Annotated in this window: 13 protein-coding genes; all 13 read left to right on the plus strand. The window is 47.3% G+C overall.

The features are described from left to right. Window position 1 precedes the first annotated feature (1 nt). The 13 genes from pseH to WA411_RS11595 all read left to right on the plus strand — a co-directional run bounded on the left by pseH (window position 2) and on the right by WA411_RS11595 (window position 13,505). Window positions 2–565, plus strand: coding sequence for a UDP-4-amino-4,6-dideoxy-N-acetyl-beta-L-altrosamine N-acetyltransferase (gene pseH, locus WA411_RS11535; RefSeq protein WP_291905929.1), 564 nt, complete (start codon window positions 2–4; stop codon window positions 563–565). Between the two features lie 2 nt (window positions 566–567). Beyond that, window positions 568–1,620: a pseudaminic acid synthase gene (gene pseI, locus WA411_RS11540; RefSeq protein WP_291905927.1), complete on the plus strand. Its 1,053-nt coding sequence runs from the start codon at window positions 568–570 to the stop codon at window positions 1,618–1,620. A 209-nt stretch (window positions 1,621–1,829) separates the two neighbouring features. Beyond that, complete coding sequence (locus tag WA411_RS11545) at window positions 1,830–2,765, plus strand: polysialyltransferase family glycosyltransferase (RefSeq protein ID WP_291905925.1); 936 nt, start codon at window positions 1,830–1,832, stop codon at window positions 2,763–2,765. 170 nt (window positions 2,766–2,935) lie between these two features. Beyond that, window positions 2,936–4,183 carry an O-antigen ligase family protein gene (locus WA411_RS11550; protein WP_291905923.1) on the plus strand — a complete coding sequence of 416 codons (1,248 nt, stop codon included), beginning with the start codon at window positions 2,936–2,938 and terminating at the stop codon, window positions 4,181–4,183. Next, window positions 4,180–5,286 (plus strand): DUF1972 domain-containing protein, encoded by a 1,107-nt coding sequence (locus WA411_RS11555; RefSeq protein ID WP_291905921.1) that lies wholly within the window; start codon window positions 4,180–4,182, stop codon window positions 5,284–5,286. Before WA411_RS11550 ends, WA411_RS11555 begins: the two co-directional genes overlap by 4 nt. Before the next feature lie 14 nt (window positions 5,287–5,300). After that, window positions 5,301–6,398 carry a dTDP-glucose 4,6-dehydratase gene (rfbB, locus tag WA411_RS11560; protein ID WP_291905919.1) on the plus strand — a complete coding sequence of 366 codons (1,098 nt, stop codon included), beginning with the start codon at window positions 5,301–5,303 and terminating at the stop codon, window positions 6,396–6,398. Next, window positions 6,395–7,267: a glucose-1-phosphate thymidylyltransferase RfbA gene (gene rfbA / locus WA411_RS11565; RefSeq protein ID WP_291905917.1), complete on the plus strand. Its 873-nt coding sequence runs from the start codon at window positions 6,395–6,397 to the stop codon at window positions 7,265–7,267. Before rfbB ends, rfbA begins: the two co-directional genes overlap by 4 nt. Continuing rightward, window positions 7,264–7,806, plus strand: coding sequence for a dTDP-4-dehydrorhamnose 3,5-epimerase (gene rfbC, locus WA411_RS11570; protein ID WP_291905915.1), 543 nt, complete (start codon window positions 7,264–7,266; stop codon window positions 7,804–7,806). The genes rfbA and rfbC overlap by 4 nt, the downstream gene beginning before the upstream one ends. Then, on the plus strand, window positions 7,803–8,687 hold the full coding sequence (gene rfbD, locus WA411_RS11575; RefSeq protein ID WP_291905913.1) for a dTDP-4-dehydrorhamnose reductase: 885 nt from the start codon (window positions 7,803–7,805) through the stop codon (window positions 8,685–8,687). The genes rfbC and rfbD overlap by 4 nt, the downstream gene beginning before the upstream one ends. Before the next feature lie 265 nt (window positions 8,688–8,952). Next, window positions 8,953–10,215, plus strand: coding sequence for a hypothetical protein (locus WA411_RS11580; protein ID WP_291905912.1), 1,263 nt, complete (start codon window positions 8,953–8,955; stop codon window positions 10,213–10,215). Then, window positions 10,212–11,768 carry a capsule biosynthesis protein gene (locus tag WA411_RS11585; protein WP_291905910.1) on the plus strand — a complete coding sequence of 519 codons (1,557 nt, stop codon included), beginning with the start codon at window positions 10,212–10,214 and terminating at the stop codon, window positions 11,766–11,768. Before WA411_RS11580 ends, WA411_RS11585 begins: the two co-directional genes overlap by 4 nt. Then, window positions 11,765–12,556 (plus strand): glycosyltransferase family 2 protein, encoded by a 792-nt coding sequence (locus WA411_RS11590; RefSeq protein WP_291905908.1) that lies wholly within the window; start codon window positions 11,765–11,767, stop codon window positions 12,554–12,556. The genes WA411_RS11585 and WA411_RS11590 overlap by 4 nt, the downstream gene beginning before the upstream one ends. A 1-nt stretch (window position 12,557) precedes the next feature. Further along, window positions 12,558–13,505, plus strand: coding sequence for a UDP-glucuronic acid decarboxylase family protein (locus WA411_RS11595; protein WP_291905906.1), 948 nt, complete (start codon window positions 12,558–12,560; stop codon window positions 13,503–13,505).

Genomic DNA, 13,505 nt, shown 5'->3' on the forward strand with positions numbered 1-13,505 from the left:
AATGACTGAACTGCCGGACCAATTTGGCGCTCTCAGGCCGATACATGAAACTGAACTGGAGTTAATGCTTTCTTGGCGTAATGAGCCGTCCGTCCGGGATAACATGTATACAACGCATGAGATAACCATGGAGGAACATCGGGCATGGTGGGCAAAGGTTCAGGCGTCTGACACCCAGCGATATTTCATGTACGAGCAAAATGGACAACCGCTGGGCGTTGTGGGCTTCACCGGTATTGATCAGTCTAACGTCAATTCATTCTGGGCGTTTTACGCTTCACCCTCAGCCCCGCGGGGTACGGGTAGTCGAATGGAGTTGCTAGCGTTGAATCATGCGTTCGATGAGCTCAAGCTTCATAAGCTTTGCTGCGAAGTGCTTGCCTTCAACACGCCGGTCATCAAGCTTCATGAAAAGTTCGGATTCAAAGTGGAAGGTATTCTGAGAGATCAATACAAGCGCGGCGACAAGTACGTTGATATCTACCGGCTTGGAATGATGGCAGAAGAGTGGGCAGATCAACGCCCAAAAATGCAAGAGAAACTTATTCGTATGGTAGGAGGCTGACTATGACTCAGGAAATTTGCATTGCTGGCCGTAAGATTGGGCGAAATCATCCTCCTTATATAATCGCCGAACTCTCTGCAAACCATAACGGTAAGCTTGAAACCGCGATGCGTATTATTGAGGAAGCAAAAAACGCAGGCGCAGATGCCGTAAAACTTCAAACCTATCGGCCCGATACAATCACTCTTGATTCTGATGCAGAGGAGTTTCGGATCAAGGGCGGACTCTGGGATGGCCGAACACTGTATGAGCTATACGAAGAGGCTCATATGCCATGGGAGTGGCACAAACCGTTATTCGAACATGCTCGCGAGGTGGGTATTCCGATTTTTAGCTCACCCTTTGACAATACCGCTGTGGATTTGCTTGAAGATCTGAACGCACCGGCCTATAAGATAGCCTCGTTCGAAGCGGTCGACCTGCCGCTGATCCGTTACGTTGCCTCCACTGGAAAACCCATGATTATTTCAACCGGTATGGCCGATGCGGAAGAGATCGCAGAAGCGATCGCTGCAGCGCGCGATGGCGGTTGCCAGCAGTTGGCGATATTGCATTGTGTGAGTGGATATCCGGCACCTGCTGAGGATTACAACCTACGAACCATTCCGGATATGATCGAACGATTTGGCCTGGTCACTGGGTTGTCAGACCACACCATTGATAACACAACGGCTATCGCAAGTGTTGTGCTGGGTGCTTCGCTGATTGAAAAGCATTTCACGTTGGACAGGAATGGTGGCGGCCCCGATGACAGTTTCTCACTGGAGCCTGCTGACTTGGCGGCGCTTTGTCGAGATAGCAAAACCGCCTGGAAGGCTTTGGGAAGTGTTGATTATGGCCAAAAATCCAGTGAACAAGGAAATGTTCAATTTAGGCGTTCATTGTACTTTGTCAAAAATCTGAGTGCAGGTGATATAGTTACGGAAGATTGTATACGCAGTGTAAGACCTGGTTATGGATTGCAACCAAAGTACTATGATTTGATACTCGGAAAACCAGTAAATCAACCCGTAAAAAAAGATTCACCAGTATTAAGGGGGGTCTTGGATCTTTAGCGGGATACTTTTATCTCAGGAGTTGCTAGACGAAGTCGTTAGATTTCAGTCTGAGATATTAATTATAAAGCCTAACCTCATTCTCGTTTCAGGGTGTTGAAGTGTATAAAATTTATTTTGCACTGGGCTAGGATTGACTTCAGTCTGCGTGAAGTTCAATTGTTGTAATAAATAAATTGATTCAAAAGTCATTTGTTTCCTGTTTTGGGATGGATTTGAAAACCATAAATCTCGTTGTTGGCTTTACTCCATATCATGCGCTATTTTCAGAAGGGTTCGTTAATAACCTTGAAGGACCTGTGTTCTGTTATTTCACAAAAGAGTATCCAGGAAAGCCAAATTCTTGGAGAAAAATATCGCCCTTCAATAATAAAATGCTAAGTATGATCTTTTATTCTTTAAGGCTATGGTTTTGGTTTTTGACGGGTTGCAAGATAAATCTTTATATCCCTCATATGTGTCATTTTGCAAGTAATTATCCCGCTAGGAGCAATCGATGTCACACGGTCAATATATATGAAGAGGGAATTGCTAATTATTATGATGCTGTGAGCGAACGCTGGGATATATCCCTTTCAAAGAAGATAATGTCCTGGTTAGTTGCTCTGCCTTTCAAGCCCTACTCGGGGCACATAACGGGTATCGATGTTTGCAGTGTGGCAAGTACTCTCTCTTCGCGACCTGGAAAGCTTGTTTTTAAGAGTAAATTGGGATGCTTGAAAAAAGTAAATATTCCTATTGAGTTTGGCCGACCTAAGCGATATTGCTCTGAGATTTTGTTTTTAGATCAACCTTTAAATATCGATTCAACAGAAAAGAGGGAGTACTTGGAGCATTGGCTTTCACAAAAAAAACCTAACCAAAAGGTCTATTATAAAGCCCACCACGATGCCAACGCTTCATATGCTGGTATGATCCAGTTGAGCGAAGAGTTACAGTCAATGCCTGCTGAACGGTTGTTATCTTTAACGAGCTTTGGCACCGTTGTAAGTTTCCATAGTTCTGCGCTAATAAATATTTCGAAGATTTTTCCTGATGTTAAATGCGTTTACTTACCTTTGTGTGCACTATCTATATCCGTGAATGGCGTTGAGATGGACATCTTTTCTTTCATGGAAGATCACGGCGTAAGACGATATCTGTGAATAGTTTATATAAGGTTAGAATGAGATTTTTTTCATTCTACGCATGTTTGTTTCTTTATTGGCTGATATTCTCAGTTATATTGGCAGTGGGGGGTGTTTATTCTGATTCCGTCGCGTCAATAGCACCGTTGGTTTTAATGTCGCTCTTTGTTTTCTTGGGATTGCTTTTTGTGTCGTTAATCTCTTTAAAACTATGGGTTTTTTGTCTGCCGATTGTGGTAATTTTTCTTCCCAATTTGGTCAATGATATATTTCCTTCATTCCCCATGGGGCCAAGCTCAGAAGTGATTACTGCGGACTATTCGGTGATCTCGCATATTGATGTGTACTTTATGGCGCTTGCTTTTCACATCTTTAGACTTTCGTCGTCATTGAAATTTGAATCAAATGACTTGCTTTTTGTTTTTGTAACTCTGATTGTCTTTATCGTCTATTTAATATCATCCATAAGATATTTCGATAGCCCAGATCTCTTTGGGCTTTTTCTTTCGGGTACCTATCAAATTCGTTATTTTTATTACGGTTTGTTGTTTTCTATTGTCTTCGATTTTAGACGACATTTCCAATACTTTGTACTAGGTGTTGTGGTCGGTCTAGCATTTTTGTGTATTGAATCAGTTATATACAGCGTGAGCCAAAGCAACGCTAGGTTAAGCAGTGGAAATTATGGAGTAAACGTCTTTGCCAATGCATTGGTGCTGATTTCAGTATATTTGCTGTTATGTGCTAAGCGGCTTAAGAAAGAAGTAAAGATTATTATCTACGCGTCAGTCATTTTGGCGCTAATTTGTATTTTGTTGTCAGGGACTAGGGTTGCGCTTTTTTCAATTTTTGTTGGTTTGACGTTCTACAGCGTTTTGCTTTGCGCTGATCGAGGTAGTGTTAATTTGAGGTTCGTTGCTAGTGTGCTATTAATTTTAGTGCCGTTGACTTTTTGTATTTATTTCGTCGTGGCATATTTTGACATTATGTATAAATATTTTGGCCATGAAGCCATGTCGTCTCTTGTGACTAGAGGAACATTATGGGTTTCATCTATAGAGATTTTTAGCGAAAACGTTTTAGGCGCGGGCAATCTCATGTTCAATGTTCTTCGATATCAAATATATGATGTTCCAATCTTGTTAGATCCTCATAGCGATTATTTTGGTTTTTTGGTAAGTTATGGTTTTTTTGGGGTTTTGGTCTGGCCTGCTTTTGTCGTTTATGTTTTTTGTTCGACGATTAAGCTCTCTAGATCTCACTTTGCTTTTTGGTCTTACAAGTTTACCGTTTATTTTTCTTTGAGCGTACTTTTTGTTTCATCAATAACAAATTCAAATTTTCAGAAGCACCAGCTTTTTATGTTGTGCATAATTTTGTTTTTTTCTGCATTTAGAGAATCTTCAAACCTGAGTTTTATAAGGAACCAAAAATGAAGGAAATCGCGTTGCTTGGAATTAGGGGCGTTCCAGCTCAGCATGGTGGTTTCGAAACATTCGCAGAAAAGCTTTCACTCTATCTCATTGAGAGAGGTTGGAAAGTGACAGTTTACTGCCAGGAAAGCGGTAAGGGCGAAATCTATGAATCCATCTGGAATGGAGTTAATCGTGTGCACATTCCAGTTTCATTTTCCGGATCTTTTGGTACAGTTATTTTTGATTGGAAATCAATAGTTCACTCGTTGAACCAAAGCGGCTTGTTGCTCACTCTCGGTTACAACACGGCATGTTTTAGCTTGCTTCAACGCATGAAAAGCCAAGTTAATCTTATTAATATGGATGGTATTGAATGGCGGCGGGAGAAATGGGGCATAGTTGCCAGGATTTGGTTCTGGCTTAATGAACGTTTTGGCTGTTGGTTTGGCAGTCATTTGATTGCCGACCATCCGAAGATTAAGGATCATCTCTCAACTCGTGTGAAGGCTGAAAAAATAACTATGATTCCATATGGCGGCGATGAGGTTTGTAATGCTGATGCATCGCTGCTGGATGAGTATAATTTAGTTCCGGGCCAGTTTTCAGTAATAATTGCGCGTCCTGAGCCAGAAAATTCATTTCTGCAGATGGTTCGAGCTTTTAGCCGTAAGCAGAGGAACCACAAACTTATGGTTCTTGGGAACTTTGATATTGAAAGAAATAGTTATCACCGCTCAGTTATAGATTCCGCTTCTGATGAAGTTATTTTCCCAGGCGCAATCTATGATACAGCCGCAGTTCAATCCCTGCGCTTTTACTCTCGTTTTTATTTTCATGGTCATAGAGTAGGCGGCACTAATCCATCCCTCGTTGAGGCGTTGGGAGCGGGTTGTGCGGTTATCGCTCACGATAACCACTTCAATAGGTGGGTAGCGGGACCTGATGCTGCCTACTTTAGGGATGAGGCGGACTTCTGTGAAATTCTCGATAGGCTGCTTCCGGCTGAAGACATCACGTTAAAGATGAGGGCTGCGAGTCGCACAAGGTTCAAAGATCGTTTTACTTGGGGGCAGGTTCTGGGAGAGTACGAAGAGCTTTTAACCCACTGGTATCCAACTAAATAAGTTAACTATTATTTATGTCTAATCGTATTCTGGTCACAGGTGGCGCGGGCTTTATTGGTTCGGCCTTGGTTCGATATATTGTTAAGACCACTGATTACAATGTGGCTAATTTCGATAAACTTACCTATGCAGGAAACTTGGATTCCCTTGATAGGGTGTCTGGGTCGCTTCGCTACTCCTTTTTTCAGGATGATATTGCGAATGCCTCGGCATTGGATCGCGCGTTCTCTGAGTTTCAGCCAACCCACATTATGCATCTAGCGGCGGAAAGTCATGTTGATCGCTCGATCGATGGCCCATCAGATTTCATCCAGACCAATATCGTAGGGACTTATACCCTACTAGAAGCAGCTCGTCGGTATTGGTTGACTCTGGATAAATCCGAACAATCGGTGTTCCGGTTTCACCATATTTCGACAGATGAAGTTTATGGAGATCTGGGGGGTACAGATGACCTGTTCACTGAAACAACGGCCTATGCGCCGAGTTCGCCCTATTCGGCGTCCAAAGCTAGTTCCGATCACCTGGTGAGGGCTTGGAATAGAACCTATGGTCTACCCGTTGTGATCACCAACTGCTCCAACAATTATGGGCCTTATCACTTTCCTGAAAAACTTGTACCCCACATGATCTTGAATGCCTTATCGGGCAAACCTTTGCCGGTATATGGCGATGGCTCTCAGATTCGTGATTGGCTGTACGTGGAAGATCATGCGCGTGCGTTGCTGCGCGTGGCTACCGAGGGCCGGGTAGGAGAGACCTACAATATTGGTGGCCACAATGAGAAAACGAATCTCGAAGTGGTGGAAACCATATGTGATCTTTTGCAAGAAATGTCTCCACCGGGTACCTATCCGCACCTGAGATGGCAGCCTGCTTCTACGGTAGCCCACTACCGAGAGTTAATTACGTTTGTTAAGGACAGGCCCGGACACGACGTACGGTATGCGATTGACGCCAGTAAAATAGAACGAGAGTTGGGTTGGTTACCCCAAGAGTCTTTTGACACGGGAATTCGTAAGACGGTCCAGTGGTATCTGGATAACCCGGAGTGGTGGCAGCGAGTGTTGAGCGGGGAGTATCAACTGGATCGTTTGGGGGAAAACGCATGAAGGGTATTATTCTTGCTGGCGGTTCTGGCACGCGGCTTCATCCTATCACTCGTGGTGTCTCCAAACAGTTGCTGCCGGTCTACGATAAGCCGATGGTTTATTATCCCCTGTCGGTTCTGATGTTGGCCGGAATTAGAGAAATACTTGTAATTTCCACCCCGGAGGATCTGCCCAGCTTTTCCAAATTGCTTGGGGATGGATCCGACTTTGGTATCAAGCTGAGCTACGCACCACAACCTTCACCGGATGGCCTTGCTCAGGCGTTTATCATTGGCGAAGAGTTTATTGGCGATGATAGTGTGTGCTTGATTTTGGGGGATAACATTTTCCATGGATACGGTTTCAGTCAGATGCTACGTGAGGCAGTTGGTCGTGAAACCGGGGCCACTGTGTTCGGTTATCATGTGACGGATCCCGAGCGTTTCGGGGTTGTTGAGTTCGATGGGGAGGGAAAGGCGCTGTCGATTGAAGAAAAGCCCGAACGCCCCAAGTCACAATACGCCGTGACTGGTTTGTATTTCTACGACAACGATGTAGTGAATATCGCTAAACAAATTCAGCCTTCAAAGCGTGGCGAACTTGAGATAACCGATGTAAATAATGCCTACCTCAAGCGTGGTGATTTGAATGTGAGTTTGCTTGGACGAGGGTTCGCCTGGTTGGACACCGGAACACACGACTCGCTCATTGAGGCGGGCCATTTCGTTCAAACGGTCGAGCATCGCCAGGGATTAAAAATTGCCTGTCTTGAGGAAATTGCCTTCCGGAACGGTTGGGTAACCCAGGATTGGCTTGCCGAAAAGGGTCAGCAGCTTGCCAAGACCGGTTACGGGCAGTATTTAATGAGATTGGCTGAGGAGCAGGTATGAAGGTTGTTCCGACAACCCTTAAGGATTGTGTGGTGATTGAGCCTCGGGTGTTTGGAGACCATAGAGGCTTTTTTCTGGAAACGTTTCAAGCGGAAAGGTACGCGAGTGAGGCGAACATTTGCTTGCCGTTTGTGCAGGATAACCATTCTCGATCTGGCCAGGGCGTGTTACGAGGTCTGCACTTTCAGATCGAAAAGCCTCAAGGGAAGCTGGTACGCGTTGTGAGTGGCGAAGTCTTCGATGTTGCTGTGGATCTAAGGCGTGATTCGCCAACCTTCGGTCGGTGGGAGGGTGTTTACTTGAGTGGAGATAATAAACGCCAATTCTGGGTACCTCCCGGCTTCGCTCATGGCTTTGTTGTCGTCAGTGACATGGCCGACTTTGAATACAAGTGCACAGATTATTACGACCCCTCAGACGAAGGCTCGATTGCCTGGGATGACCCGGACTTGGGAATTGATTGGCCGGATGGGCTCAATATCAAATTGTCGGATAAGGACGCTTCAGCGCCGAGCTTCAGGGAGTTCTCTGGCTTATGAGGGTGATGGTTACGGGGGCGAGTGGTCAGCTAGGCAAATGCCTGCAAGGCGTTCTTGCCGGATCGGGTCATGAAGTGATTGCGGTAGGCCATAAGGAACTTGATATTACTGATCGGGCCGCAGTGGACCGGTTCGTGGACGTAAAAAAACCCGACATAATAATCAATGCTGCAGCCTACACTGCAGTAGATCGAGCTGAGGAAGAAGCCGAGTTGGCTTTTCAGGTGAACGCTCAAGCTGTTGGCAATCTGGCGGATGCTTCAAACGCTGCTGGCGCCATTTTGATCCATGTTTCAACAGATTACGTTTTCGACGGCTCATCAAGAACGCCCTATAAAGAGACGGATTCAGTCAACCCGATGGGAACTTACGGTGAGAGTAAGTTGGCAGGAGAAAGAGAGGCTGGGCGGGCGCAAAGACACATTATCGTGCGTACGGCCTGGGTTTTCAGCGAATATGGAAACAATTTCTTAAAGACAATGGTTAAGCTCGGGCGTGAGCGCGAGAGCCTCTCGATTGTGGATGATCAGATTGGCACACCCACCTACGCTGGCGACCTCGCATCTGCCCTGGTTTCGCTGGGATTGGATCAACCCGCAAATGGTGTTTACCACTTTAGCGGTGGCGACTCCTGCAGCTGGTATGAGTTCGCTTCGGCCATCTTTGCCACCTGCGCTGAAGTCTCAAATAAATTTTCGGAGCCTGCGATTATGGCAATTCCGTCCTCTGAATACCCAACACCTGCAAAAAGGCCGGAGTATTCTGTGCTGGATGGTAGCTTTCTCGCATCCAGGGCGGGGATTATGGCAGGAAATTGGCGGGCCTGTTTAAAAGATGTATGCACGAAAGTACTGGCGGAGCTGGATGTGAGTAAGGCATAGCTGGCAGTAAGGCTAAGGTCGTGAGGCAATGTGGGTTTCTCCTGCTTTCAGGTTACTGGATGGTTACTGAAAAAATCGATCTCTTGGCGTAGACTAACGCCAATCTCCAGTCAGACGGGCTTTCGCACGGAGTGTGGGCCCGTTTTTTATTTTGCGGTGAAGCAATAAGGACTGGTCAGTAAATTTTTGCCTAATTACTGCTTTGGCTGGAGATTAAATCAGCCTTTATGACCAGGTGAATCAAACCAGGGTATTGTTTTCTAATATGGCAATTCGTTCGAACCACGCATGGTTTTTCTTGCCGGTAGCTCTGGTGACGTTTGCATTTGCGTATTCAGCCGTGGTTTTCGAGAGCTTTTTCTGGGGCTATCTGGGGCTTATGTTGGTCTGGTGCCTCATCTTCTCTCTCGGTTTCGGGGTTGTTATTTCAATGTTTCCCGCCCGCCATGCCCCTGCAAAAGCCGCTGTGTTTGAGGTGGACTTCAAGTGGGACCTGGTCATCCTGTTATTGGGCGCCCTGGCAATTTTTGCGCTTTTTTATGATCGGTATTTTCTACGTGGCATAGATTATTTTTCCGTTGGTTCCGCAAGAGCCAGGGAGCTTTTAAATGAAGGAGAATTTGATAGCTCATTCTTCAGTGTTTTCGGGAACTTTTTCCTCTACTGCTACCTGTTTCCTTTGATCCGTTCAGTCCTTTTCTGGGAAGAGCGGGGAAGCTGGGCGCATCTTTGGGTGGTTGTGTTGGCTGCAGTGCAGCTAGGTGCTATCTCTTACCTTTCTGGTGGCAGAACGGCCATTCTCATTACTCTGTCACTGTGCGCTGGTACCCTGGTGGTTCGCACTATGCTCGGCAAACCCGTTAAGCCGGCTTTTTTTACGGCCGGGCGTATGTTCTTTTTGTTGGTCAGTGTCATTGCTGCTTTTGGTTTTATTTTCTGGCTTCGCAGCAACACGTTTGGCAGTGGAGACTCGTTCGCCTATTTTCTGAATATCTGTAAACACTTGACGGGCGGTATGGCGCTTGACTGTGATTTTGGCGTCGAATCGGGCCCGTTGAAAGACGTGATAAATTATCTGAATCTTGTGATCCTGTATGGAATCCACGGTACCTGGCTGACGGAAGAGATTGTTCAATTCGGCTGGCAGGGCGGGTGGATAACGCCACAAGGTCTATTCTCTCTGGTTTTTTCACGCTTTGGAGTAGAGGCTCCCCCCAGTGCTTTCAGTGGGTTCTGGGTGCCCGGTCCTGCGGCACTATTGAATGATGCAGGTTTTTTCGGGGTCCTCGGTATCGGATTCTGTTTGGGTGCAGTTGCGGGTTATCTGGTTGGCCAGCTTGAGCGGTCTTCCAGTCTGTTCGTCGCCTATGTGCTCGTTTTTGGGGTGTCGTTCTGGTTTCTATCTTTCCTGATCGTGCCAACTAACATTCCCGGTTTCGTGATATCGGTTTGGCTCGGCCTCTTTTTAGCTGGTGCCAGCCTCATTCTCACTCTAATGAGACAGTTCATCAAAAAAAGGCTTTCATGAAGATAGGGCTTACAAATTTATTTTCGTTCCGACCTCATGTCGAGCACTTGGAGTTCCTGGCTCAGCTTCTGGAGGATGACGGACACGAGGTTGTCTTTCTCACCTGTGATTCGGCAGTAGATACCTGTTATATACGCGAGCTTCGGGGGCGTTCAAGATTGCGGGAATGTGCTCAATGTATCGTTGGCGGCGTTCGCAGTTACCGATCCGATGGCGTCACGGCAATCAGTAAAAACCATTCCGGGCTCCCTGAGTATGATCTGGAAACGCTTGCCCTCTCGAGCTCTGCAACATTGACTCGAACCGAATCAGAGCGTGAATGGGACGAACCGAGCGTTCGTGAAATACGAAAACGTCTTGCAGGCCCCATAAGCCAGGTCTACCAAAGTGCTCGAAATTGGATCGTCGAGGAAGGTATAGAGGGGGTGATCTGTTTTAATGGTCGTATGGATCTTCCTCGAGCGGTTACCTACGCCTGTGAACAGCTTGATATACCTTACATCACCCATGAAAGAACCTGGTTCGGGGATGGTATTCAGTTAATCCCCAATGGCAATTGCCTTTCTCTGAAAGCTCTGGGCGAGTTGGTCAAAGAGTTTGACGACAAGCCTCTGACGGCTTCCCAGGCAGCGTACGCTGGCAAGTTGATTGGTGACCGCTTTTTGCAGCGGAACTCTCTGGAGTGGAGGCTTTATAATAAGAACCCCGACCCTGTGCCCTGGCCACTGAAGACGGCGGGTAAGAGAGTGCTTGTGTTGCCTAGCAGCAAGAACGAGTTCGCCGGCCACGATGAATGGCGTACGGAATGGGCTGACAACACTGAGGCGCTGGATGATTTTTTCGAAGCTTTCAGTATTGATCCTTCTCAGGTGGTGCTTCGCTGTCATCCAAACTGGGCGGAGACAATTGGCAGTGTACAAGGCAGCCGGTCGCTGAACCTCTACACTGAATGGGCAGGCCGACGGGGAATTCACTGTATTCGTAGTGAGGAGAAAGCAAACACCTACGACCTGATTCAGCAGGCAGATATTGTTGTACTAAACGGCGGCAGTTCGGCGGTGGAGGCGGGAGCCTGCGGTAAGCAGGTGGTATGCCTGGGACCATCGACGTATCAGGAGGCTGGTTTCGTGCATGTGTTCCGGTCCCGAGAGGAATTGCGTGATGGCAGGGGGGAGTTGAACCTTGATCCGGAGCTGGTTCGGCGCAAAACCCTGCGCTTTCTGTATGTCCGGTCGCACCGGTTCCCGCAGTTTGTTTCCTACGTCAAAGCCGTCGAAACTACAAAATATCGCTATTTTAAAGGGGCCAGCGCTGAGGTATTGATTCGAATGCTAAGTGAAGGGCGAATCCGTCCGGACGACCCTGAGTTTTCGGAGACTGAAACCGCTGAGGATGGTGTGTTGGGAGCACTGGAACGTGCAGATTGGGCAGGACTGGCCGATTATCAGCCTCCTCTGGAAGTGGGTGTTCCTTTTGAAATTAACAGGCGAGCCGGCCTGAAATGGATCGATGGCTTCAGGGCGAAATTTGCCAGAGGAGATCGGGCCGGATGAATCATGATCACCCCAGGGTATCCATCGTTATGCCCGCCTACAATGCCAGCCAATATATCGAGGCTACAATCGCCTCTGTTCTCAGGCAGACCGAACCGGATTGGGAATTAATCGTCGTTGATGACTGCTCGACGGACGATACCCGTGACAAAGTCAGTGCCTTCGCTGAATCGGATTCCCGCATTCGTCTGATAGCCCTTGAGAAGAATTTTGGTGGCCCTGCGGGGCCGCGGAATGTGGGCATTAGGTCGGCCAGGGCGGATTTGGTGGCGTTCCTTGATTCAGATGATATCTGGCATCCGGAGAAGCTTAAAATTCAGCTCGCTGCTGTTGATGATGTATCAAACGCGTTTGTTTGCAGCGGTATGGTGGATTTTGCAGACGAGACTACACTTCGGTTCGAGCCAGTAAGCAACATAAAGAGCGAGAACATTACCTATTGGCGCCAGTCGGTCAGGGCTCAGATCCCTACCTCAAGTGTGCTTGTTTCAAAGGCACTTTTGCTGAAGACTCCCTTTTGTGAGGATGCCGCTTATAAGGCGGTAGAGGATTACCACTGCTGGCTTCGGATTCTCCAGTTAGTTGACCATTGCAAGAAGCTGAAAGCGCCGCTGTTGTGCTATCGGAAAAGCGAAGGTCAGATTTCCGGCTCCAAAATCATGATGATGAAGAAGGTTTTGAGGGTGCACAGGGAGTTTCCCGGTCGGTCTCTGGTGACGGCCTACGTTTACACACTTACCCATGTGTTGGGTGGGTTATATTTTCGATTTTTAAAGAAAGGGATGTGATATGCGAATTCTGGTTACGGGAGGTGCCGGCTTTCTGGGTTCCCACCTCTGTGAGCGTCTGCTCTCTGAGGGACATGACGTTCTGTGTGTGGATAACTTCTTCACCGGCCGAAAACGCAATATCGCGCATCTGATGCACAACCCGTATTTCGAAGTGATGCGGCACGATGTTACGTTTCCGCTCTATGTAGAGGTTGATCAGATTTACAACCTTGCGTGCCCTGCATCTCCTGTTCATTACCAGCACGATCCGGTACAGACAACCAAAACCAGTGTTCACGGTGCAATCAATATGCTGGGGCTGGCGAAACGTCTGGGAGCGCGTATTTTCCAGGCATCGACCAGTGAGGTTTATGGCGATCCTGAGGTTCATCCCCAACCGGAGAGTTATTGGGGCAAGGTAAATCCTATTGGGATACGTTCGTGTTACGACGAGGGAAAGCGATGTGCCGAAACGCTGTTTTTTGATTACTTTCGTCAGCACAACCTTTCGATCAAGGTTGCCAGGATTTTCAATACGTACGGCCCTCGTATGCACCCGAATGACGGTCGAGTGGTGAGTAACTTTGTTGTGCAGGCCCTCCGGGGCGAAGACATCACCATTTACGGAGAGGGACAGCAGACCCGGAGTTTTTGCTATTGCGATGATCTCATTGAAGGGTTTGTCCGGCTTATGAACTCACCTGAGGAGCTTACCGGGCCGGTCAATCTCGGGAATCCGAATGAGTTTACCATTCGGGAGTTGGCAGAAACCGTTATCGAACTGACCGGCTCCAGCTCAAGCTTGATTTTCAAGCCTTTACCTCAGGACGACCCGAAGCAAAGACAACCGGACATCTCGCTGGCCAAAAGTGAACTTGATTGGCAGCCGAGCATTGAGCTGAAGGAAGGACTGGTTAAGACCATTTCGTACTTTGATGAACTTCTGAAAACCTCGGATATCGATTAA

Source organism: Marinobacter sp. CH_CUG1437-1 (assembly GCF_037029655.1).
Taxonomy (GTDB): domain Bacteria; phylum Pseudomonadota; class Gammaproteobacteria; order Pseudomonadales; family Oleiphilaceae; genus Marinobacter; species Marinobacter salsuginis.